Annotated in this window: 20 protein-coding genes; 10 read left to right on the forward strand and 10 right to left on the reverse strand. The window is 44.5% G+C overall.

All coding sequences use genetic code 11. The features are described from left to right. Positions 1 to 229 precede the first annotated feature (229 nt). Entirely contained in the window at positions 230 to 1,306 is a 1,077-nt protein-coding gene (locus ACJ751_RS17255; RefSeq protein WP_407746765.1) for an RluA family pseudouridine synthase, read from the reverse strand. 69 nt (positions 1,307 to 1,375) lie between these two features. On the opposite strand from ACJ751_RS17255, the gene lipB reads away from it, so the two are divergent. Continuing rightward, positions 1,376 to 2,140 carry a lipoyl(octanoyl) transferase LipB gene (gene lipB / locus ACJ751_RS17260; RefSeq protein ID WP_407746766.1) on the forward strand — a complete coding sequence of 255 codons (765 nt, stop codon included), beginning with the start codon at positions 1,376 to 1,378 and terminating at the stop codon, positions 2,138 to 2,140. A 126-nt stretch (positions 2,141 to 2,266) separates the two neighbouring features. Here the strand turns inward: lipB and ACJ751_RS17265 are convergent, their stop codons facing one another. Beyond that, positions 2,267 to 3,184 (reverse strand): hypothetical protein, encoded by a 918-nt coding sequence (locus ACJ751_RS17265; RefSeq protein ID WP_407746767.1) that lies wholly within the window; start codon positions 3,182 to 3,184, stop codon positions 2,267 to 2,269. A gap of 82 nt (positions 3,185 to 3,266) precedes the next feature. Next, positions 3,267 to 4,199 carry a 1-aminocyclopropane-1-carboxylate deaminase/D-cysteine desulfhydrase gene (locus ACJ751_RS17270; protein ID WP_407746768.1) on the reverse strand — a complete coding sequence of 311 codons (933 nt, stop codon included), beginning with the start codon at positions 4,197 to 4,199 and terminating at the stop codon, positions 3,267 to 3,269. A gap of 54 nt (positions 4,200 to 4,253) precedes the next feature. Here ACJ751_RS17270 and ACJ751_RS17275 point away from each other — a divergent pair, with 54 nt between their 5' ends. Next, on the forward strand, positions 4,254 to 5,159 hold the full coding sequence (locus ACJ751_RS17275; RefSeq protein ID WP_407746769.1) for an NDP-sugar synthase: 906 nt from the start codon (positions 4,254 to 4,256) through the stop codon (positions 5,157 to 5,159). Between the two features lie 137 nt (positions 5,160 to 5,296). On the opposite strand, the gene ACJ751_RS17280 is transcribed toward ACJ751_RS17275, so the two are convergent. Next, positions 5,297 to 6,391 carry a S1C family serine protease gene (locus ACJ751_RS17280; protein ID WP_407746790.1) on the reverse strand — a complete coding sequence of 365 codons (1,095 nt, stop codon included), beginning with the start codon at positions 6,389 to 6,391 and terminating at the stop codon, positions 5,297 to 5,299. Further along, complete coding sequence (locus ACJ751_RS17285; protein WP_407746770.1) at positions 6,391 to 6,963, reverse strand: RNA polymerase sigma factor; 573 nt, start codon at positions 6,961 to 6,963, stop codon at positions 6,391 to 6,393. The genes ACJ751_RS17280 and ACJ751_RS17285 overlap by 1 nt, the downstream gene beginning before the upstream one ends. A gap of 213 nt (positions 6,964 to 7,176) precedes the next feature. Between ACJ751_RS17285 and ACJ751_RS17290 the strand changes: the two genes are divergently transcribed. The 7 genes from ACJ751_RS17290 (at position 7,177) to ACJ751_RS17320 (ending at position 15,870) form a co-directional block, all read left to right on the forward strand. After that, on the forward strand, positions 7,177 to 7,395 hold the full coding sequence (locus ACJ751_RS17290) for a hypothetical protein (RefSeq protein ID WP_407746771.1): 219 nt from the start codon (positions 7,177 to 7,179) through the stop codon (positions 7,393 to 7,395). A 615-nt stretch (positions 7,396 to 8,010) separates the two neighbouring features. Further along, positions 8,011 to 9,438: a UDP-N-acetylmuramate--L-alanine ligase gene (gene murC / locus ACJ751_RS17295; protein WP_407746772.1), complete on the forward strand. Its 1,428-nt coding sequence runs from the start codon at positions 8,011 to 8,013 to the stop codon at positions 9,436 to 9,438. A 129-nt stretch (positions 9,439 to 9,567) separates the two neighbouring features. Beyond that, entirely contained in the window at positions 9,568 to 10,338 is a 771-nt protein-coding gene (locus tag ACJ751_RS17300; RefSeq protein WP_407746773.1) for an exonuclease domain-containing protein, read from the forward strand. 95 nt (positions 10,339 to 10,433) lie between these two features. Beyond that, the gene (locus tag ACJ751_RS17305) at positions 10,434 to 11,231 is read left to right on the forward strand and encodes a polyprenol monophosphomannose synthase (protein WP_407746774.1); all 798 of its coding nucleotides are present in this window, start codon (positions 10,434 to 10,436) and stop codon (positions 11,229 to 11,231) included. A 96-nt stretch (positions 11,232 to 11,327) separates the two neighbouring features. Next, positions 11,328 to 12,203, forward strand: coding sequence for a DMT family transporter (locus ACJ751_RS17310; protein ID WP_407746775.1), 876 nt, complete (start codon positions 11,328 to 11,330; stop codon positions 12,201 to 12,203). Between the two features lie 62 nt (positions 12,204 to 12,265). Continuing rightward, positions 12,266 to 12,733, forward strand: a complete 468-nt coding sequence (locus tag ACJ751_RS17315; protein WP_407746776.1) for a hypothetical protein — start codon at positions 12,266 to 12,268, stop codon at positions 12,731 to 12,733. 137 nt (positions 12,734 to 12,870) lie between these two features. Further along, positions 12,871 to 15,870 (forward strand): alpha/beta hydrolase family protein, encoded by a 3,000-nt coding sequence (locus ACJ751_RS17320; protein WP_407746777.1) that lies wholly within the window; start codon positions 12,871 to 12,873, stop codon positions 15,868 to 15,870. Between the two features lie 190 nt (positions 15,871 to 16,060). Here ACJ751_RS17320 and ACJ751_RS17325 read toward each other — a convergent pair whose 3' ends face one another. The 3 genes from ACJ751_RS17325 to ACJ751_RS17335 form a co-directional block, all read right to left on the reverse strand. Further along, positions 16,061 to 16,777 carry a hypothetical protein gene (locus ACJ751_RS17325; protein WP_407746778.1) on the reverse strand — a complete coding sequence of 239 codons (717 nt, stop codon included), beginning with the start codon at positions 16,775 to 16,777 and terminating at the stop codon, positions 16,061 to 16,063. 274 nt (positions 16,778 to 17,051) lie between these two features. Then, positions 17,052 to 18,428 (reverse strand): dihydrolipoamide acetyltransferase family protein, encoded by a 1,377-nt coding sequence (locus tag ACJ751_RS17330; RefSeq protein WP_407746779.1) that lies wholly within the window; start codon positions 18,426 to 18,428, stop codon positions 17,052 to 17,054. A 196-nt stretch (positions 18,429 to 18,624) separates the two neighbouring features. Next, positions 18,625 to 19,881: a competence/damage-inducible protein A gene (locus tag ACJ751_RS17335; protein WP_407746780.1), complete on the reverse strand. Its 1,257-nt coding sequence runs from the start codon at positions 19,879 to 19,881 to the stop codon at positions 18,625 to 18,627. 359 nt (positions 19,882 to 20,240) lie between these two features. On the opposite strand from ACJ751_RS17335, the gene dacB reads away from it, so the two are divergent. After that, a complete protein-coding gene (dacB, locus tag ACJ751_RS17340; RefSeq protein WP_407746781.1) occupies positions 20,241 to 21,653 on the forward strand; it encodes a D-alanyl-D-alanine carboxypeptidase/D-alanyl-D-alanine-endopeptidase in 1,413 nt (470 codons plus the stop codon). 84 nt (positions 21,654 to 21,737) lie between these two features. On the opposite strand, the gene ACJ751_RS17345 is transcribed toward dacB, so the two are convergent. After that, the gene (locus ACJ751_RS17345) at positions 21,738 to 22,145 is read right to left on the reverse strand and encodes an acyl-CoA thioesterase (protein WP_407746782.1); all 408 of its coding nucleotides are present in this window, start codon (positions 22,143 to 22,145) and stop codon (positions 21,738 to 21,740) included. A gap of 154 nt (positions 22,146 to 22,299) precedes the next feature. After that, positions 22,300 to 22,707 (reverse strand): DoxX family protein, encoded by a 408-nt coding sequence (locus ACJ751_RS17350; RefSeq protein ID WP_407746783.1) that lies wholly within the window; start codon positions 22,705 to 22,707, stop codon positions 22,300 to 22,302. Positions 22,708 to 22,730: the final 23 nt, after the last annotated feature.

A 22,730-nucleotide genomic window follows, 5' to 3' on the forward strand; every position in this document is an offset into this window, starting at 1 on the left:
GTAAGCCGGCAATCGGCAATCGTGCATCGGCAATGGGTTCGCGAAATTTTTAGATGTCTGAAAAATCGGGCACCCCCTCGCCACTGACCACTCACTTGCCCTTCCTTTATCAACTCTATCAACTTCGTCAACTCTATCAACCTTACCCTTTTAACCAAAAACGCCTCACTTCAATCCCTTGTCAACTCGTCAACGTGTTAACTCGTCAACTGGTCAACTCGTCAACTGATCAACTAATATTCTTCGTCTTTGCATACCCCCTCCACTTCTCAAACAACTTCGTCATATCCTCCGGCATCTCACTATTAAACACCACTTCCTTGCGGGTACGCGGATGAATAAAACCAATTGTTTTAGCGTGTAAGGCGTGCCGTGGGCAGATGGCAAAACAATTATCTACAAACTGTTTATACTTGGTGAAAACGGTTCCTTTTACAATTCTGTCACCGCCATATAATTCATCATTGAACAGGGGATGGCCAATACTTTTCATATGCACCCTGATCTGGTGGGTGCGGCCGGTTTCCAGTTCACATTGAACAATGGTCACATAACCCAGTCGCTCCAGCACTTTGTAGTGAGTAACCGCATCTTTACCTACTTCGCCATCGGGGTAAGCATCGAATATTTTTCGGAAACGCTGGTGACGGCCAATATGCGCACGAATGGTGCCTTCGTCCTGGGCCACATCGCCCCACACCATGGCTATATACTGGCGGTGAATGGTATGATCGAAAAATTCTTTCGCCAGGCAGGTAACCGCTTTGTCGGTTTTGGCCAGCACCATTAAGCCACTGGTGTTTTTATCAATGCGGTGAACCAGTCCAAAACGGGGCAGGTTATCCGCCGAAATATTACTGTTCTGTTGTTGTAAGTACCAGGCGACGCCATTGATGAGCGTACCGCGGGGGTTACCACTGGCAGGATGAACTACCAGTCCAACAGGTTTATTAATGATTAGGATATCATCATCTTCAAATACAATATTCAAAGCCATTTGCTCAGGGATGATCTCTTCCCCGTGCATCTCTTTATCGGAGTATACAATAATTTCTTCGCCTGGTTTTATTTTATGATTGGCCTGAACGGTTTTACCGTTTACCGTAACCCGGCCGTTCTCAATGCTTTGCTGCACTTTGTTCCGGGACGCGTTCTCGATACGGGCCACAAGGAATTTGTCGAGCCGCATGGGTTCCTGGCCTTTATCTACCGTCAAACTGAATCGCTCATATAGCTCTTCCGCGCCTTCAACACCATCAACATTCTCTTCCTGGTCATTGAAAACATTGGCATCCTTTATAGTCATGGGGTATCACTGTTTCGGCAAAGGTAACAAACTGGGGGGAGTTGTATAAAGTAGTACATTTGTTTCTATATGGAAACCAGTAATAAACAGGCCGTTCTTTTCCGGGATCTGGGAAATATGGAGTACCAGCACGCCTGGGACCTGCAGGAGACCTTATTAAAAGAAAATGTAGCCGTTAAGACGGCAATCCGCAACCGGCAAGCGGCAATGGCAGCCGTTACAAGTGAGGGAGGGGTTGAAAATGAGGGTATTATGCCTTCTACCAATCATTACCTCTTATTTGTGGAGCATCCGCCGGTGTATACCCTTGGAAAAAGCGGCGATATAGCTAATGTGCTCATTAGTGAAGAAGAAAGAGCGGCCAAAGGCATCAGTTTCTATTATACCAACCGGGGAGGCGATATTACCTTTCATGGTAAGGAACAGCTGGTAGGCTATCCCATTCTCGATCTCGATAAATTCTATACCGATCTTGGCAGGTACCTGCGCAGCCTGGAAGAAGTGATTATTTTAACCATGGCCGATTATGGCCTGAAAGGGGAGCGCTCGCCCGGTGAAACGGGTGTTTGGCTGGATGCGTCCATTCCGGGCAAAGAACGGAAGATCTGCGCCATGGGCATTCGTTGCAGCCGCTGGATCACCATGCATGGCTTTGCCTTCAATATAAATACAGATCTTACTTATTTCGATTATATCATTCCTTGCGGTATTCAGAACAAGCAGGTTACTTCACTGGAAAAAGAATTGGGTAGGAAGTTGGATATGAAGGAGGTGAAGGAAAAAGTGAAGCAGAATTTTGAGAAAGTGTTTAATGTGGAGTTGACAGGCTCTTAGTTCGTTATTAAGTTCGTTAGTTATTTAGTTTGTTAGTTAACCCAATAACCTCCTAAGAACTCAAAACTAAAGAACTAACAAACTAACAAACTAAAACTTTGAACTTTAAACATAAAATTACTGCCTTTACTCCTTCGGAATAAAAAACCGATGCTTCTCCTTCAGTTTCCCATCTTCATACAACTCAAACTTATACCATCCCGATTTAAGAAAGTTCACTTTATCTATCAGCAAGGGCGATTCTTTTACATCCGCAATATCAAACTGGGGAATGCCCTGCATGTCAAAGAATTTGATGGAATATTTATGCAAACCAGCCGTAGGCAGGTTAATAGCGACATTCCCATCCCTTTCAGTATATACGAATTTGGAAGGTTTGTATACTTCTTTAGGAACAAAAGGTTTTAACACAATGGTGTCGAGGCCTACAAAAGCTATGGTATCCTTTGTTTTGGTAACCACCGAGTCGCGGAACTTCTTCAATTCTTTTTCGTTAATGGTGGCGACCAGCGTATCCCGTTTTTTTACAAAGTAGAATTTCTCCGGCTCCGGCTCAGGCGCTTTCACCACAGGAGTAGCAGGTGTGGTATTGGGCTGTAGTTTCTCTTTTATTTCTTCGGCCTGTTTATCCGACACGCCCTCCTGTATAACTACCCGCCGGCCATTTTCAGGTTGTTGTTTGGCAACCGCCACCTTAACGGTATCCCAGAATGGGCGTTTTGATTGGGTGAACAGGAACTGGCCATTGTTCTTCACCACGAATATGCGGTAGAACTGGGTCATATCCGGCGCCTTGGCATCTACAAACCCGTTCTGCGGCGCAGTAGGATCGGCCATTGACATGATGGTAACAAAACCCTTTAAACTGTCTCTTGAACGTTGAATACTTATTTGCGTAACAACAGGATAGTTGTTCACCCAGCTGATGATAGCTTTTTTATTTCCCTTGGTTACAACAGAAAATTTAGGTAATGTATCCTGCGCCCAGCTATTGGTACATAAGGTACAAGTTAGTATGAGTAGTAGTGCTGCCAGTTTGCGCATGCGCCAATGTTGAATTAATCGGTGGTAATGGATTTGGCGTCGCAAATATACTGGTTTTGCGACAGCGGTTTTATATTACAACTTACAGATATGTTAATGTTCCGGCCGGTAACGACCGGTTGCCCTGTAACCCGCCACTGTGCACCAATAGCAACCGACTGCCCGGTAGAAAATAATTGGTTTGAACCAGCTGCATAACGCCGAAAAACAATTTACCAGTATATACAAAATCGGTAGGCAACTCATGTTGCCGATAAACGCTATTCATAAAACGGGTCAGCTCATCCGTTTTGCGGGCATAACCGCCAAAATGGAAATCATAAAATATTTTGTATTGCTTGGGGTTTGATGCATAGGGTTTTACAAAACTGTTCAAACTGTTGTCTTCGTCATCGGGTATTTTAAGACTGCAAATGCCAATTACCTGTTGGTGCGGCAAAGCGGCATGCACTAAACCTGCAAGCATAGTGCCGGTGCCGGTGGCGCAGCATATATGTGAATAACTTTCTATTTGTGCGAGCCGTCCTATTTCGGCAGCGCCCAGCACCCCCAGGTGGCTTTGCCCGCCCTGCGGAACAATATAATAGTCGGGATAATTTTCCTGCAGCATCGGAATAATGGCTGCTTCATTAGCATATACGGAGCGGGAAATGAACTGTAATTGCATGGCATAATCCTGCACTTCCTGTAAAGTAGCAGAAAGCAGGGCAGGCTGTTCGCCCCGGATAATGCCTATGCTGGCCAGGTTGGACTGTGCACTGGCCAACGCTGTTGCTACCAGATGGTTCGACCACGCGCCGCCAAAGGTGAGAATGCCTTTTTTGTTTTGCTGAAGGGCTTCCTGAATATGGTATTTCAGTTTGAACCATTTGTTCCCCGAAATGACCGGATGGATCAGATCGAGCCGCAATACATCGATGGCAACGTTTTTTCTATATAGCATGTCGTCGCTAATAGGCTGTACTACTGCTTTTGTTATGTCAACCGGTTGTGTTATTACTTTGCTTAGCGACATAGTTTTCATCACATATTTTTATATTTTCGTGACTCAATTTTTAAAAATACAATAATGGAACCAACTCTTTTGATTTTAGCTGCAGGCATGGCTTCCCGCTATGGTAGTATGAAACAGATCCAGTCATTCGGACCAGGTGGAGAAACGATCATGGATTACTCTATTTATGATGCTATACGCGCTGGATTTAAAAAAGTGGTGTTTATTATCCGCAAGGAATTTGCTGACGATTTTAAAGCCATAGTAGAACCCCCGTTAAAAGGAAAAATAGCTATCGATTACGTATATCAGGACCTGAAGTCATTTACTGATGGTTTCGAGGTACCTGCCGACCGCACTAAACCCTGGGGAACTGCACATGCGGTACTGTGCGCTAAAAATGCCATCAATGAACCATTTGCGGTAATCAATGCCGATGATTTTTATGGTCGCGATGCATTTGAAAAAGCCTATACTTTTCTTACCAAAGATGTAAATGACAATACTTATTCTATTATCGGCTATGAATTGCTGAAAACATTAAGTGACAATGGTACAGTTAACCGCGGGGTATGCCGGGCCAACGCCAATGGCGACCTGGTGGCCATTGCAGAGCGCATAAACATTGCGAAGAAAGATGGTAAAATTCTCGTCGACGATAACCAGGAGCCAAAAGAGCTGCCTATGGATTCGCAGGTGTCAATGAACTTCTGGTGTTTTTCACCTTCTATTTTCTCCTATTCTGAAAAACTGTTCAATGAGTTCCTGAGCGACAAAGGAAACCTCACCAACATAAAATCAGAGTTCTTTATTCCCATCGTGGGCGATAAATTCATCAATGAGCGTAAGGGTACAATTAAAGTGATCCCTACGTCGGCCCAATGGTTCGGCGTTACTTACAAAGAAGATGCGCCTGAAGTGAAAGCAAATCTGGAACAATTAGTTGCAGCAGGGGAATATCCTACAAAATTGTGGAAATAACGAATGTTAACCAGTTAACCCGTCAACTGATCAACTGGTTAACTGGTCAACTTTCTTAAATAGAAGTCCCACCAAAAAAGAAAAAGCCCCGACGATATCGCCAGGGCTTCTTCTTTATATCTTGAACCTTGTATCTTCTAATAACATTTCACCATAAACACCCCTTCTTCAATCTTCTTGATCTGTTGTACACGATCGAGGTTCTTGATAGAAGAATACAGCGTTAAACGGATGTTTTGGAAGGAAGTATCTTTTTTAACATCTTCCAGGCTGCGGAAGATATTTTTTGAGGAAACGGCAAATACAACGCCTACCGCCTGGGTTTGACGGGCCGTGATAACACCCACCACTTCACCATTCTTGTTGAATACAGGGCCGCCAGAATTACCCGGGTTAGCCGACACGCCTAACTGAAATGATAAGGTATCGCCATTATAACCGGTTTTGGCACTCATATATCCTTCGTTGTACACAATTTCTTCGCGGGGGAAACCCAGGATGAATAAAGGTTCGCCCAGGTCGGTTCCGCTTTTGCGGATGCCATAGGGCAGGGGACCGACGCTTCTGAAATCGTCATCCTCAATTTTCAGGATGGCCAGGTCGGTTTCTTTATTGGTATAGATAATACGGGTTCTGAATTCCTGTCCTTTGCTGTTTTGCACTACTACACTGGAAGCGCCGTTCACAACGTGCTCATCGGTAGCAATGTATCCTTTACCATCGATCAGGAAACCGGTACCACCAAAACGCACAGGTGTGTTTTCAGGTGCTTTGGTAATGCGTTCCTGTACCTTATTAATTACTTCGTTGGTTTTCTTTGTTATTTCCGATTTGTATTCGCCTCTTAAGCGTTGCAGATCGCTGGCCGTTTTCTTTTGGGTGTAATAAGTGGCCATGCTGGCGATGAGAAGGGTAGTAATACCGGCAATGGAGGCGGCCACAGCCATCACCCGTTTGTATTTGCGCCACAGTTGTATTACAGAGGCTCTTGGTGCTTCTTCGGTAATGTCGCCCGATTCGAGCAGTTGATTATGAACGTCCTGCAGGGTTCCTTTAAAAGACTTCCACTCGCTAAACTGATCGATCTGGTGTAAAAACATAGTGTGCTCCACTACTTTTTCATCCACTTCGGGATTACTTTTTCGCAGCTGCTCAAAGGAAGCCATTTCTTCAGGCGACATTTCACCCCGGAGAAATCGTTCAATAGCATCTAATAATTGTAAATCTTGCATCACACGTCGTTGTTTTTAAATTCGGCAAAGAATAATTTCCGAAGCCTCATCAGACATTTATATTTCTGATTTTTGGCGTTATCAGCGTTCGTATATCCAAAATGACCAGCTATGTCGGTCATGCTTTTTTTCTGCAGGTAAAAGGCTTCTATCAAACTTTTGCAGGGTTCGCCCAAATGCAACAAAGCTTTTTCCATCATCTGGAATTCTGAATTGCGTTGTCCGTGGCTTTCAATTTCTTCATCAACCGGAACTGTTTCATCGAGCCCCGCAACATTGGGAAGATATTTCTGCTGTTGTTGCAGTTTTTTTAGCCATAACCGCCGGCTAACCGAATACACATAAGTTTTTAGCTGGGCGGTTAATTCGAAAGAGCCGCTTTTGGCTTTTTCATACAGCACAATTACAGTTTCCTGGAATATGTCCCGTGCGTCGTCAGCAGACCCGTTATTGTTGATTATCAACGTTTGAACCATATTATAATATAGTTTATATATGGTCTCAACGGACTTCCGGTCGTTTATTGCCAATCCTTTTAACAGTGCTTTTTCGTCGGTTGAATCTGTTTTCACGCTTTTGAACCATTAATTAATACTCAATTTAAGGAGAAGTAACCCAACCAGTTGGTAAAATTCAGGCCAAAAATGGGTCGAAAAATCCCCTAAGTCGGAAAGATTGAACTTTTTTTCAGAAATATTAAAAAAAAGATGGGTTACGGGGTTACCTTCTTTCATTTCCTGTATTAAACTACATAAATCATTTGTAAACAAACAAAAAACGGTACAATGAAAAAACTGTTGTTAGTATTAGCTATTGGTTCTTTATTCGCTGTAGCATGTAATGATGGCGGAAGCGCAGACACTGAGAACAAAACAGACACTACTGCTACTGCTCCTGCAACTGTAAGTGATTCTGCAGCTACTGCTCCTGCTGATTCAATGGCTCCAGCTCCAGCTGCTGATACTACTAAGAAAGCTGATTCTACTACAAAAAAGAAGAAATAAGTTTTTTTTCATATGGCAAGCAATCGTTAGAGGCCGTCCTGATCTCAGGATGGCCCTTTTTCAGCAAGCCGTAAGAAATTGACCCTTTCGCTAAATGCGGAAGGGTTTTTTTGTGCCGCTGTCTGAATCCCCATCCCAAACATCCCACTTATCCCAGTTCAGACAGCAGCAAAAAAAATAGGCTACCACAATGGCAACCTATTACATAATATCAGGGTTAAATAAATTTATCTGCCGCCGCCGTATCCCACATAGCCTTGAGTTCCTTTGCATCCTGAGCCCTTTGAAGCCGCGCATGAGGTAATAGTTGCGCAGGCGAAAATAACCAGTGCTACGATAATGATAGTCCGTTTCATTTTTGTGATATTTAAAGTTTACAATTGCCTGATGAATAAATAAGGGCGTAACACGATCATCAGGTCATTCAAAGGTTAACGGACTTAAAGGAGAGGAAAATTTCGAGAGGATTGGATAATTATAACTGTAAGATGGTCAAAATAACAAAGAATATCCGGCATCTGCAAGCCTGTGAGCAAAATTTATTTGTATGTATACAAAAAGTTTTTGGTAATCGTTTCAGCTTAAATACATTTAGCCGTAAATCAGTTGTTGAAAATGAAACGTCCTCCCGATTTCATCGGGATGGTAAGTTCCAGCTGGCCCGGAAAAATAAAAAATATTCAGATGAAAGTACATTTTATAGCTATTGGTGGAAGCGTGATGCACCAGTTGGCGCTTGCCTTGCACAAAAAAGGTTACCAGGTAACCGGTAGTGACGATGAAATATTTGAGCCTGCCCATTCGAACCTGCAAAAGGAAGGACTGCTACCCAAAGCTATCGGCTGGCATCCCGAAAAAATAACCGCCGACCTGGATGCTGTGATCCTGGGAATGCATGCCAAACAGGACAATCCGGAATTAATACGGGCCCGGGAACTGGGTTTAAAGATCTATTCCTTTCCCGAATACATATACCAGGAAAGCCAGGATAAAACGCGCGTGGTAGTAGGTGGCAGTCATGGCAAAACCACCACCACCGCTATGATCATGCACACCCTGCGAAAAGCCGGAAAAGATTTCGACTACCTGGTAGGCGCCCGCCTCGAAGGGTTCGATCAGTCGGTACAGGTTACACATGCCCCCATAATAGTATGTGAAGGCGACGAATACCCCGCCAGTGTGATAGAAAAGCGGCCCAAGTTCCATTTTCTGTTTCCGCATATTGCCATCCTTACCGGCATTGCCTGGGACCATATAAATGTGTTTCCCACATTTGACTTTTACCTGGAGCAGTTCACCATCTTTATTAATAAGATTGAACCGGGCGGACTGCTGATATATAACGAGACTGACGATGTGCTAAAAAAGCTGGTGACCCAAAATAAGCGAAAGGACATTCGTTATCAGCCTTACTCGGTTCCCTTCCATACCATTGCAAAGGGAAAGACCATCCTTACCATTGAAGATCAAACCAGTGAACTGCAGGTATTTGGTAACCACAACCTGTTGAACCTGCATGCTGCCTGGTATGTATGTCGCGACCTGGGAATGAATGCAGTCACCTTTGTAAAGGCCATTTCCTCCTTTACCGGCGCAGCCAAACGGTTGGAGCTGCTGGCCCGCAATGAGCACACCACGGTGTACCGCGATTTTGCGCATGCCCCCTCAAAAGTAAAAGCTACCATGGATGCGGTGAAACAGCAGTTTCCCGATCGTACACTCATAGCCGTGCTGGAGCTGCATACCTATAGCAGCCTGAACGAACAGTTTATGACCGAATACAAAGGCGCCATGGACCCGGCCGACAAAGCCGCTGTTTTTTACAGCCGCCATGCCCTGGAACTGAAGCGCATGCCCGAGCTGCCTGCCGAAAAAGTGATTGCCGGTTTTGGGAAAAAAGGGTTACAGGTGGTGAACGATAAAGAAAAACTGATGCAATGGCTTCAGGAGCAGAACTATAAAAATGCCTGCCTGTTATTAATGAGCTCAGGTAATTATGATGGAGCAGATATGCTTACTTTTGCAAAGCAAATAACCGGCTAATAATAAATTAGCCCTATATTGTTACCTCTTTTTTAGAAAATCTGCATTCCAGAATGGGAAAGAATGACCAATTTATAATTTTTTACTTATACGCCTAATTTTATAACCATTATCAATTATCATTGTTGAATGTTGCAGTTAAAGAAGCCGCTGGCAATTATTGATCTTGAAACCACCGGGGTGAACCTGAGCTCAGATCGTATCGTTGAAATAGCCATTGTGAAAATTCAAACCGATGGCGCCCGTCTGATTAAGCGTAAACTACTCAATCCTGAAATACCTATTTCCGCTGTATCGCGTGATTTACATGGTATAAGCAATGAAATGGTGAAGGATGCCCCCACCTTTAAACAGGTAGCTAATGAGATCAAACAGTTCCTGGATAATTGTGACCTGGCAGGGTACAACTCAAACCGCTTTGACATTCCCCTGCTGGCAGAGGAGTTTTTACGGGTAGGGCTGGAATTCGACTTTAACCAACGCCGTTTGCTCGACGTGCAGAAAATATTCCATATGATGGAACAACGCACACTGAGCGCGGCATATAAATTTTACTGTAACAAGAACCTGGATGGAGCCCATGGCGCCGAAGTTGACGCCGTAGCCACCTGGGAGGTATTACAGGCCCAGATTGAGAAATATCCGCAATTGGGAACCAGCGTGGAAACAATCATTACCTGTATAGGCGATGATAATATTGTAGATTTTGCCCGGCGCATGATTATGGACAATGGGGTAGAGGTGTTTAATTTCGGCAAACACAAAGGCCGTTCAGTGGTGGAAGTGTTAAAAGCTGAGCCTCAATATTATGATTGGATGATGAAAGGTGATTTTCCCATGCATACCAAGGCAAAACTGACGGAAATTTTTAACAGAACGTTGTTAAAGAAGGGGCTCTGATTTGCTTTCTATTTATTTACTTGCAAATGTGTATTTTATAATTCACATTTTGAATTATTGTATTTTCGCATTCCAATATCATCAATCCGAATTGTTTGGAAAATATCGTTATCATACCGACGTACAACGAAAAGGAAAATATCGGCCATTTGATCGATATCATTCTTGCCCAATACAATAATTTTCACATCCTTGTTATTGATGATGGCTCACCCGATCAAACAGCCGCGCTGGTGAAAGAGCGCCAGGTGAAATACGCCGGCAAATTATTTCTTGAAGAACGTAAAGGCAAGCTGGGTTTGGGAACCGCATATATTCATGGCTTTAAATGGGCCCTGAAAAGAGGATATCAATATATCTTTGAAATGGATGCCGATTTTTCGCATAATCCCAAAGACCTGCAACGCTTATACGAAGCCTGTGCAAAAGGCGGCGCAGATGTGGCCGTAGGATCGCGGTATGTGAAAGGCGGCGGCACCATTAACTGGCCCCGCAACCGCATCATGCTGTCGAAAGGCGGATCGTTGTATACCCGCCTCATTACCTGGATGCCGGTGAAGGATACCACTGCCGGGTTTGTATGTTACACGCGGGAAGTGCTGGAATCGCTCAACCTCGATCAGATCCAATTCCTGGGCTATGCATTCCAGATTGAAATGAAATTTGCCGCCTGGAAACTGGGCTTTAAAATAAAAGAAGTGCCTATTATTTTTGAAGACCGCAAGTTCGGTGTTTCAAAAATGCATAAAGGCATTGTAAAAGAAGGGATCTGGGGCGTGCTTAAATTGCGCTGGCAAAGCCTTTTCAAAGATTATCGCAGCCGGGTTAAAAACACCGGTGTTGCCCCCTATACAGCAGTAGGTCAGGAACAGGTGCTGGCAAAAACAAAATAGCATAATTAATTATTTATATGTGGGGTCCCGGCTATGCCGGGACCTTGCTATTTAAATTTGCCCTGAGCGGAGTCGAAGGGTATCTTCACATATCCTATGCGTAAAGCCTTTTTACAACTGCACATGGCGGTTTTCCTGGCCGGTTTTACCGGTGTGCTGGGCCGGCTTATTACCCTCAATGCAGCCCTGCTGGTTTGGTATCGGTTGCTGATAACAGTGTTAGTGCTATGGGTGATGTATTTACTCAGGCGTAGCAGGCGCACCATTTCGCTGGCCGGCATGGCCCGCATAACCGGCGTAGGCGTTATTGTGGCCTTACACTGGGTAAGTTTTTATGCAAGCATCAAGTATTCGAATGTATCGGTAGCGCTGGTTTGTTTTTCGGCCATCGGTTTTTTTACTGCTATCCTGGAACCACTCATTAACCGCAAACCATTTAACAGAAATGAATTGCTGCTGAGCCTGCTGGTGATTGCAGGCATCTATCTTATTTTTCAATTTGACCCGCAATATAAAACCGGCATCATCATAGGATTGATCTCTGCATTACTGGCCAGTTTGTTCACGGTGTTTAACCGGTTACTGGTGCAGCGTTACAAACCTGAAACTGTAACATTGTATCAATTAAGCGGTGGCTTCTTTTTCCTTACACTGCTCTTACCATTTTATTTAAAGTTTGTTCCCGCAGGCCATATAATACCCACTTTGGCAGATACCGGTTGGTTATTGGTGTTAGCCTTGTTTTGTACGGTGTGGGCATTTACCTTAGCAATGAACGCATTGAAAAAGATCTCAGCTTTTACGGTGAATCTTACTTACAACCTGGAACCGCTGTATGGTATAGCGCTGGCCTTTCTTATTTACCGCGAGGATAAATACTTATCCAGTTTCTTTTATGTTGGATTATTTTTAATTCTACTATCAGTTGTTTTACAAACCTGGCTGGTATATAAAAGCAGGAAAAAAGCATAAGTTGAAAATACGGGTGCAACGCTATTGGCTAATTGCATGTCAGATGGTAAAAGCGTTAGCACATGAAAAAGACCTACAGCATTCTAATGATTACTATAATGGTAACTGCATTTGTTGCCTGTAAAAAGGATAAGAACAATAATGATCCTAAGAATGATTTAAAAAGTACCTGGGAACTGGCAGAGTATGGCACCTCCTGGATGCCAAATCAAACATATGAACCCGGCAATGGAAACCTGTTGAGATTTAATGATGACACGTTTATAAAATATGATAAGGACAAGGTGTTGGAGCAGGGAAAATATACTACTGCACCCGACAACACAGTAGAAGAGAGCGTTTGTGAGACAAATCTTAAGGATACTTATACCAGGCGCATTGATTTTACATACGATGACTCTACCCGCGTATATTTCAAAACATTCTATTATATAGCTGATAACAAGCTTTACCTGATCTCAGGTTGTAATGTTAATGATGGACGGGTTAAGGCAGTTTACCGCCGTGCCAATCCGATCCCTATAGATTAATGCTCTATACAATATTGTAGTTAAAAGGCTGTCATAAGAGGCAGCCTTTTCTTTATATACGAACGGTTGAATGACAGGATGATATTTACCGGAAAAGCAGGGTTTATATTAATTTTATTTTTTAACCATGACAACTAATGAGAAATTTACTCTGCATTCCGCTTTTGTTGCTGGCAGGCCTACACGCTTCCGCGCAAAAGAAACCCCTGACGCATGCTGTGTACGATGGCTGGCAAAGCATCAATGAACGTTATATCAGCAATAATGGCAAATGGGTGGTATATACTATAACCCCGCAGGAAGGGGATGCCACTCTGGTTATTCAGGCCATAGATAGATCATACCGCAAAGAAATTCCCCGTGGTTATGCCGCTGAGATCACCGACGATGACCGCTTTGTGATCTGTAAAATAAAACCGCTTTTTGCTGCAACACGCGAAGCTAAGATCAAAAAGAAAAAGCCCGACGAGATGCCTAAGGACAGTCTGGCTATTGTAAAGTTGGGTAAAGACAGCGTGCTGCGCATTCCCCGGATCAAATCATTTAAAATGCCGGAAAAAGGCACCGGGCAATGGCTGGCTTATTTACAGGAAAAAGCCCTGCCGGTACCGCCTGTGGTAGCACAACCCGACTCTGCTACACAGCTAAATAGTTTGCTGCATATGGCCGATAGTTTGGCCCGGGTAGCCGATAGCCTTCGCAACAAAGCCAATGAAGCAAAAACAAAAGGGCTGGCCGCATTAAAAACGCCAAAGAAAGATGCCAACCCAAAACCGGGTGAGCCGGTTGAAGAAGGCACTGAACTGGTGCTGCGGAATTTATATACCGGGGAAGAAAAGAAATTCCCCCTGGTAAGCGATTATTACTTCAGTAAGCCTGGTTATACCTTTATTATAGAAACGAGCCGCAGTAATACCGATACGCTGAAAAAAGCGGCTATAGTGTGGTACAACACATTAAATGGAAAAGCAGACACCATCTTCCGGGGATATAACAGCGCCAAAAGTTTCGCTTTCGATGAGGCCGGCGCTCAACTGGCTTTTATTGCCGAACGCGACAGCAGCACCAAAGCCTTGCAGAAATTCTACAAACTATATTACTACCGAACCGGTATGGACAGCGCGCGCATGCGGGTTGACAGAAATACAACCGGTGTAAGAAATGGATTAACACTAAGCGAAACATTGGTCCCTGAATTCAGCCAGAACGGACAAAAATTGTTTTTTGGGTTAATGCCCATCCGCAAGCCAAAAGACACCACGCTGGTTGATTTTGAAACAGCCCGGTTAGACATCTGGCATTACAACGATGACTACCTGCAACCACAACAGCTGGTGCAGTTGAATACTGAATTGCAAAGAAGCTATAAAGCAGTACTGAATGGCAATGATGATAAAGTAATTCAATTAGGTGCGGAAGATGCAGAAAATATTATCCTGGCCGATGATAAAAATGCCGATTATGTATTGGCCACTACAACAAAAGGTAACCGGGTAGAAAGCCAGTGGCAGGGATTTGCAAAAACAACCGCTTATATTATTTCTACCATCGATGGCAGCCGTAAACTGGTAAAAGAAAAACAACGCAATTTCTTCACCATCTCACCCGGCGGAAAATATGTGATCTGGTATGATCCATCGCAAAAAAATTATATCACCTATACTGTAAGTACCGGGGTAATTACCAATATCACAAAAAACATCAGGGTGCCTTTGTATGATGAAGAAGATGACCATCCCGATGATCCACTGCCACATGGTATTGTGGCATGGCATCAAAATGATAAATATGTGTATATATATGATAAGTACGATGTATGGCAATGCGATCCGGAAGCCAAAGAAGCGTCTCGTAATTTGACTGAAGGAAATGGCCGGATGCATAAGATCATATATCGTTATACCCAAACTGATAAAGAAGAGAAGTTTATTACCGATACGCAAACCGTAGTATTTAAAACACTGAATGAAGTGACCAAACAGAATGGCCTGGCATTTCATTATATGAAGGGGCCCTTGATCCCCGGTTACAGCCTCAGTGGTAAATTCCAGATTGGCTTCCTGGTAGTAAAGGCAAAAGCGGCAAAAAGATACTTGTTTACTTCGGAAAGCTATAATGTTTCGCCTGTTTTGGAAACTTTACTGGATACTATGTTTGAAGTGACTGACATACAGTTTGACGATAACAGGAAGCTATACAGGGATTCTCTTTTGGTAAGCCCCTTATATGCCAGTAATCCCCAGCAAAAAGACTATAACTGGTTAACCTGCGAGTTGGTAAAATGGACCATGTTCGATGGCAAGCAATCGGAAGGGCTGTTATTCAAACCCGAAAATTTTGATGCAAAGAAGAAGTATCCCATGATCCTGTACTTCTACGAAAAAAATTCTGATGACCTGTATACCTATCGCCCGCCGGCGCCCAGCGCTTCTACGATAAACATTCCGCTTTTTGTAAGCAATGGGTACCTGGTGTTTGTGCCCGATATCCATTATAAAAAAGGCGAGCCCGGTGAAAGCGCTTATAACTCGGTGGTATCGGCCGCAAAATATTTTACTAAAAAGCCCTGGGTCGATTCAACCAAAATGGCCATACAGGGACAAAGCTGGGGTGGCTACCAGGTAGCCTATTTAGTTACCCGCACCAATATGTTTGCCGCAGCGGAGGCCGGCGCACCCGTATCGAACATGACAAGCGCCTATGGCGGTATTCGTTGGGGAACCGGGGTGAACCGGCAGTTTCAGTATGAGCGTACCCAAAGTCGTATTGGCTATACCTTGTGGCAGCGCCCTGATCTGTATATCAAGAACTCGCCATTGTTCAGGGCCGATAAAGTAACAACGCCTTTGTTGATTACCCATAATGATGCCGATGGCGCAGTGCCCTGGTACCAGGGTATTGAATACTTTACCGCCTTGCGCCGCCTGGGAAAAAAAGTATGGATGTTACAATACAATGGGGAAGACCATAACCTGGTGGAAAGAAGGAACCGAAAAGACCTGAGCATACGCCTCTCACAATACTTCGATTACTTTTTGAAAGGAGCACCTGCGCCGCACTGGCTGGCGGAGGGCGTGCCGGCTACTTCTAAAGGAGTTGATTGGGGGATGGAGTTGGAGGAAAAGAAGGGGTTCTGAGTTGACCAGTTAATCAGTTGACCAGTTGACGAGGAAGAAAAAGGTTAAGAGGAAAGAAAATTGAAAAGGTTGATATAGTTGATCATTTTATTAGTTGACTACTAAAAAAGCGCGGCTCGCCATTAATGGCGAGCCGCGCCCGTATAATAACTGGTTAACTGGTTAACTGGTCAACTGGTTAACTGATCAACTAAGCTGCTTTAGAAATATAACGCACCAGGCTACGCTTAGCTACTGGCAATAACGTCTCCGATATAGGAAACGTCAACTCCGTTTCAATCGAATACACCGCAGGATTGGGTAAGTCTTTTTTATTACGTAATAACTCCGCTTTAATGTTCTCGTAGCTATTCACGATGTTTCGTTCCCATTCGCTCACATACTCTGTTCTGATGGCCCGGTACTTTTCATCGTGCTTTTCAAAAAAACTCAGCCGGTATTGATACACGAGCGTATGGCGGTACGTGCCTTCACTTAAAAAGAAATACCCTTCATGCGTATCGAGCGGCACCAGTCCTACAGGGAAGATGTTCAGCTTGTCCTCAACAAATTCATAGATCTCGGTACCACTGCTGATGGCTGTTTTTAATTTATCGGCCGAAAAAGTAATGATGTCTTCCAACTCCTGCATCATTTCATCATCGCCGATGATCTGCTCATACAGCAATTGTAATTTCTCTATTTGCACCCCGGTTAACTTTTTGGGGAATTGTTCCTGTAAGAATTTTTTGTTTTCCTTTAATGCCTGCAGGTTATTGTAGTGAAAGATCACATCAGATAATTGTGGATACAATTTCGATTCAGTGAAGTATTGGTTTACCTGTTGCAGATAGGCCAGGAGTGTATATTTCTTTAACTCGAAATCAATATAGCCTTCGGCAAACCAGGTCTCTGAAAGCATCTTCATATGATTACGTTTAGGTGTTAGAAAAAAAGCCATTCTAAATCGATAGTTCCACAGGCAAACAAACGGGTTTGTCACTACTATCAATTTACAAAAAAAAGACGATGTCCCGAAGAGATGGTTTAATTATTTTCCGTTAAACAGTATATAAATAAGTGCAGGCGCTTGCATCATGATATATTCTAAACGCAGGTTTTTGAGACTTAGTATGTATAAAAAACAGCTATGCCTCCCGATAAATTGGGAGGCATAGCTGTTAAAAGCTTATAATCAATTATTAGATCGTTCTGTCTGCAGAAAAGTTCTCCAGTTCCTTGGCTACTGCATTCAGAAATGTAGAACCCAGTGCACCATCGATCACCCGGTGATCGTATGACAGCGACAAATACATCATGTTGCGGATGGCAATGAAGTCGCCTTGTTCGGTTTCTATTACCACCGGTCTTTTTTTGATGGCGCCTGTTGCCAGAATGGCTACCTGCGGTTGGTTGATGATGGGAGTACCCATCAGGCTACCAAAAGTACCTACGTTGGTTAACGTAAAGGTGCCACCCTGGGTATCATCGGGTTTTAATTTGTTGTTGCGGGCTGCATTGGCCAGCGAATTTACCTGGCGGGTTAACCCAACCAGGTTCAGTTGATCGGCATTGCGAATAACCGGTACGATCAGGTTGCCGGTAGGCAGGGCGGCGGCCATGCCAATATTGATATCTTTCTTTACGATCAGTTTATCACCATCCACACTGCTGTTGAGCCAGGGATATTTTTTAATGCAACGAATGACGGCTTCTATGAACAAAGGCGTAAAGGTGAGTTTCTCGCCTTCCTGTTTTTCAAACTGTTTTTTAACCTTATCGCGCCAGTGCACCATATTGGTAACATCACATTCGGTAAAGCTGGTTACATGCGCGCTGGTATCCTGACTACGGATCATATGCTCCGAGATCATTTTACGCATGCGGTCCAGCTCAATGATCTCTACATTACCGCTGTAAGATTGAATATGTTGTTGAGGCGGCGGTTCAGGCTGTCTAACCTGGGGCAGAATGGTAGGCGTTGTTTCTTCCTGTCTGTACACCGGGGTAGCAGTACTATTTGCTGTGGCGGAAGAAACGCCTGGTTTACCGGCCTTTTTATTGGCTACATATTGCAGGATGTCCTTTTTGGTAACACGGCCATCAGTTCCTGAACCGGGAATGTTTTCCAGTTCGCTGAAGGGAACGCCTTCGCTGGTGGCAATGTTCAGCACCAGGGGTGAATAAAAACGGGCGCCGTTTTGCGTAGCAGGTTGGTGAGAGAACGATTCACTGGTTACCGGTTGATGATACACATCGGCCGGTACCGTGCGGTTCTCTGCTATTTCAATCGCCGGACTGGTAATTACCGGTGTATGGGTTGTGGCAGGTTCTGCAGCATTTGACCTGATGCGCGCCAGCACTGTACCTACAGGCACCACATCGTTTACGTTGAAAAAGGTTTCTTCTAGTACGCCCTCAGCCACGGAAGGAACTTCACTGTCCACCTTGTCAGTGGCAATTTCAAGTATCGCCTCATCCATCTTCACCGTTTCTCCGGGATGTTTAAACCACTTTAAAATAGTGGCTTCTGTAATACTTTCACCCATTTTAGGCATCACCAGGTCAACTAGAGCCATATGCAATTGCAGGTTTTATATCCCGTTTACCGGGAATGGTTTACAACTTTGACCGCCGAAGCTTTGGCGTAGGCGGTTTTTCTATTTTAGGGTAACGAACAATATTAACAACTGAAGCTGCGAACTTATTAATTAATATGCAAATCGCAACATCCTGTCGGCGCGAAGATAATGATTTATACTAACAAGTGTTTGCTTACGCGTTCTCCACTATAAATTTCCGCAAAAGATTCAAAGCCTGTGTGGCCGTCATTTCAATATTCCGGTCCCTGTCGAACCGGAACTGAAATTTTTGGGTCACCAGCTTATGTTTATCGCCGGCTGCCACCCAAACGGTGCCCACCGGTTTTTCAGGCGAACCACCATCGGGCCCCATAATACCTGAAACAGCTACTGCATAATCAGTGTTCAGTTTTGCCAGCACACCGGCGGCCATTTCGGTCACCACTTCTTCACTCACGGCACCCATTTTTTGCAGGATAATGGGCGATACCTGCAGCTGGTTGATCTTTACTTCGTTATCATAACTTATTATGCTGCCTTTATATATGTTACTGGCGCCCGGGATGGCAGTAATAAGGTGTGCAAGATACCCGCCCGTACAACTTTCTGCTGTGGCCATGGTCTTGTTCTTCGACCGCAGCAGTTTGCTCAGCGCCATGGGCAGGCTTGCATCCTCGTCAATCACAAGCCATTCCTGTACCAGCTTTTTTAATGTGGCAAATTCGGTGTCCAGTTCCTGTTCCAGCTGGATTTTGTTGGTGCTCCATCCGGTGATGCGCAACCGTACCATGCCATAGTTGGGCAGGTAGGCGAGCTTCAGGTGTGCCGGAAGTTTTTCTTCCCAATGTTGAATGGTTTCTGCCAGAAACGATTCGCCCACCCCGGCGGTAAGCATGGTCCTGTGACTGATGAACGGCATCGTGAAGCTTTGCTGCAACCGGGGCAATACCTCGGTTGTGATCAAACCCTTCATTTCATGCGGCACCCCGGGTAAGGAAACAAATACTTTGCCTGCTTTTTCGAACCACATTCCCGGCGCTGTGCCGCGGGCGTTGGGCAGCACCGTGCAAACATCCGGCACTTCTGCCTGTTTCAGGTTGCGCTCGATCATGGGCCGGCGAAATACCTGTTCAAAAAGATATACCACGTGTTTGCGCACTTCTTCATTTATCACCAGTTTGCCGCCAAAATATTCGGCCAGCACCGGTTTGGTTATATCATCGGCGGTGGGCCCCAGCCCGCCCGTCATAATTATTATGTTGCTATCGCGGCTTTCCTCGTCAAGGGCGCGAATAATTTCTTCCCTGTTATCACCTACGGCCACTCTTCTTTTAACCCACACCCCGATTTTGTTCAGTTCCTGCGAAATAAAAGCGCTGTTGGTATCTATTACCTGGCCTATCAGCAATTCATCACCAATGGTTATAATGGAGGCGACTATTTTTTCCATAGCTATTTATTCGGGACAAATGTAAGTTAATGCGGTGAATCGGGAAAGGCAAAGGGCAGAAGGCAAAGGGCAGAAGGCAGAGGGCCGCAACGCGGCAAAGCAAATTCTGTGTTGAAAGCCTTTCCTTGTTTCCCGGTCCCTTTATCAATATCAACTCTCTCAACCTTATCAACCTTCTCTTTCTTACCGAAAACGCCTCACTTCAATCACATGTCAACTTGTTAACTTGTCAACTTGTTAACGTGTTAACTTTTCAACTTGTTAACCTGTCAACTCATCAACCTGCAGGTTTGTGCAAATAACTTCTCTAACGAAAAATCCCACTTTTCACTAATTTCCATCATTCAAATAACTTATCCATGAAAAAGTTACTCCTGGTCGTTTTTATTACAACGCTTGTAAGTACAGGTAAAGCGCAAACCATTCCGGTAAAACTGGCGAATGCAGTAAAGCAGTTTGAAGCAGATGCCCAGATGCAGCATGGCATCATCAGTTTATATGTGACCGATGCAAAGACCGGAAAACCGGTTTACGAGCACAATGCCCAGTTGGGACTGGCCGCTGCCAGTACCCAGAAACTGTTTACCAGTGCCGCTTCATTTGAACTGCTGGGCAGCACTTACCGCTACAAAACAGTGCTGGGCTATGATGGCAAAATTGAGAACGGGATGTTGAATGGCAACCTGCATATTAACGGCTATGGAGATCCTACACTGGGCAGCTGGCGCTGGAACGATACCAAAGAAGAAGTGGTTTGCAGGAAAATAGCTTCAGCCCTTCAACAGCGCAACATTACAAAGATCAATGGGGATGTATTGCTGAACGATTCGGCCTTTTCCATTCAACCCATACCCGGTGGCTGGATCTGGGATGATATTGGTAATTATTACGGCGCAGGATGCTGGGCCATTAACTGGCGCGAAAATCAATATGACCTGCAATTGCAGCCCGGACAAAAAGAAGGCGACCCAACAAAAATTGTAAAAACAATTCCCCAATTGCAGTCGGCTGCGCTCAATAACCGGATCATTACCGGTAAAAAGGGGAGTGGCGATAATGGATACATCTACATGGCGCCGTATTCCGTGAGCGGGTTTACCGAGGGCACGGTTCCCGGGGGAAATGAACCGTTTGTGATCTCAGGCGCTTTCCCCAATGCACCATTACAATTTTCCCATGTACTGGAAGATCTATTATCAAAACAAAATATTCCCGTGACCGGCCGCTATAAAAGCTATGCGCAAAGCAGGGGGAATAATGAAAACTGGCCGGCGATGCAACAGGAATTAATTACGCTTTTGTCGCCACCTATTGACAGCATCAATTACTGGTTCCTGCGCAAAAGCATTAACATGTATGGCGAAGTGCTGATAAAAACCATGGCGCGGGAAAAAAACGGTGTGGGTACAACAGAAGATGGCGTTGAACTGGTGCGTACTTTCTGGAGTGAACGGGGAATAGATAAAGGAGCCGTGCATATGATCGATGGCAGTGGCTTATCGCCCCAGAACAGGGTAACTACTATGGCCGAAGTGAAAGTGTTGGAATATGCCAGAACGCGGCCGTGGTACCCCGCATTTTATAATGCCCTGCCCGAATATAATGGCATGAAAATGAAAAGCGGCTCCATTGGCGGGGCGCGTGCCTTTGCGGGTTATCATACCGCTAAAGATGGCAAACAATACGTTTTTTCTATCATCGTGAATAATTACGACGGATCGCCGGTGGAGATAGTAAAGAAAATGTATGGTGTGTTGGATATGTTAAAGTAGCTAAGGTATGAGGTGGGTCGCCCTTAAAGGGCGGCTCACCTTGATAGCATGTAAGAGCCATCCGCCAGCTGGCGGATGACCCACCTAGAAATAAGGCTTCAATTTATCGTATAGCTGTACAGGCATCGTCGTCTTCTGCATTTCCTTAGCGGTTACAAAAAAGAGCACCACGCGCCCAACGGTTAACAATTTCTTGTTCTCATTGAGAACTTCCACATGAAATTCAATTTTATGATCGGTGGGTAGTTCCTTCAATGTGGTCCTGATGGTCAGCAGATCGTCGTAATGGGCCGTACGCAGGTAGCGGCAATGCATTTCCACAACGGGCATAATAACACCCATCGCTTCCATGTCTTTATAGGTAAAACCCAACTGGCGAATAGATTCTGCGCGGCCAACCTCAAAGTACTGGGCATAATTTCCATAGTACACTACATTCATCTGGTCGGTTTCGGCATAACGAACACGTATCTGCGTTTCAGTTGTAAACATGCAATTGTGAGTTGGGAGGGTAATTTGTGGTAAATGAAGAAGGTCAATGGTGAATGGTCAATGGTGAATAGCTCGCGAATTTTTGAGTTTTCCTATTATTTCTGAATTCCAAATCTCAGACTCCATTCACCATTCACCACTCACCATTCACGATCTATTTCCCCATCGCGCCATCGATGCTGTATTTGCCCGGGCCCATTAATAAAACGCTAAAAAAGGCGGCAAGATAAAAAACGCCGCTTTCGGCCTGGCCCGAATAACCTTTATTAACCAGGAAAACAATTACTGCAAAGTTGATAACAACGGGAATGGCCATAATACGGGTGAACAGTCCCAGCACTATAAATACAGTGCAAAACACTTCTGCAAAAAGAACCATCATCAGTGTTGGCATATGACCAATGTGAAAGGGATCGGGAAAGCTGCCCTGTTTTTCGGCAAAATGCTTCAGTTTGTCAATTCCATGATTGACAAGAAGCAGTAAGCCGAAAGTTACCCGGAGTATCAATACGGCGATGTTAAAGGAAGTTTCAGAACAGGCGGTGCTCAATAGTCTTTTCATGAGTTCGTTTTTAAGGTAGCTCA

This window comes from Niastella sp., from assembly GCF_045805085.1.
Taxonomy (GTDB): domain Bacteria; phylum Bacteroidota; class Bacteroidia; order Chitinophagales; family Chitinophagaceae; genus Niastella.

Coding starts and splice junctions, on each gene's coding strand:
- lipB (WP_407746766.1), top strand. CDS start 1,376: ATGGAAACCAGTAATAAACAGGCCGTTCTTTTCCGGGATCTGGGAAAT.
- ACJ751_RS17325 (WP_407746778.1), bottom strand. CDS start 16,777: ATGAAGATGCTTTCAGAGACCTGGTTTGCCGAAGGCTATATTGATTTC.
- ACJ751_RS17350 (WP_407746783.1), bottom strand. CDS start 22,707: ATGAAAAGACTATTGAGCACCGCCTGTTCTGAAACTTCCTTTAACATC.
- dacB (WP_407746781.1), top strand. CDS start 20,241: ATGAAAAAGTTACTCCTGGTCGTTTTTATTACAACGCTTGTAAGTACA.
- ACJ751_RS17255 (WP_407746765.1), bottom strand. CDS start 1,306: ATGACTATAAAGGATGCCAATGTTTTCAATGACCAGGAAGAGAATGTT.
- ACJ751_RS17320 (WP_407746777.1), top strand. CDS start 12,871: ATGAGAAATTTACTCTGCATTCCGCTTTTGTTGCTGGCAGGCCTACAC.
- ACJ751_RS17280 (WP_407746790.1), bottom strand. CDS start 6,391: ATGCAAGATTTACAATTATTAGATGCTATTGAACGATTTCTCCGGGGT.
- ACJ751_RS17300 (WP_407746773.1), top strand. CDS start 9,568: ATGTTGCAGTTAAAGAAGCCGCTGGCAATTATTGATCTTGAAACCACC.
- ACJ751_RS17290 (WP_407746771.1), top strand. CDS start 7,177: ATGAAAAAACTGTTGTTAGTATTAGCTATTGGTTCTTTATTCGCTGTA.
- ACJ751_RS17335 (WP_407746780.1), bottom strand. CDS start 19,881: ATGGAAAAAATAGTCGCCTCCATTATAACCATTGGTGATGAATTGCTG.
- ACJ751_RS17265 (WP_407746767.1), bottom strand. CDS start 3,184: ATGCGCAAACTGGCAGCACTACTACTCATACTAACTTGTACCTTATGT.
- ACJ751_RS17275 (WP_407746769.1), top strand. CDS start 4,254: ATGGAACCAACTCTTTTGATTTTAGCTGCAGGCATGGCTTCCCGCTAT.
- ACJ751_RS17310 (WP_407746775.1), top strand. CDS start 11,328: ATGCGTAAAGCCTTTTTACAACTGCACATGGCGGTTTTCCTGGCCGGT.
- ACJ751_RS17345 (WP_407746782.1), bottom strand. CDS start 22,145: ATGTTTACAACTGAAACGCAGATACGTGTTCGTTATGCCGAAACCGAC.
- ACJ751_RS17270 (WP_407746768.1), bottom strand. CDS start 4,199: ATGTCGCTAAGCAAAGTAATAACACAACCGGTTGACATAACAAAAGCA.
- ACJ751_RS17330 (WP_407746779.1), bottom strand. CDS start 18,428: ATGGCTCTAGTTGACCTGGTGATGCCTAAAATGGGTGAAAGTATTACA.
- murC (WP_407746772.1), top strand. CDS start 8,011: ATGAAACGTCCTCCCGATTTCATCGGGATGGTAAGTTCCAGCTGGCCC.
- ACJ751_RS17315 (WP_407746776.1), top strand. CDS start 12,266: ATGAAAAAGACCTACAGCATTCTAATGATTACTATAATGGTAACTGCA.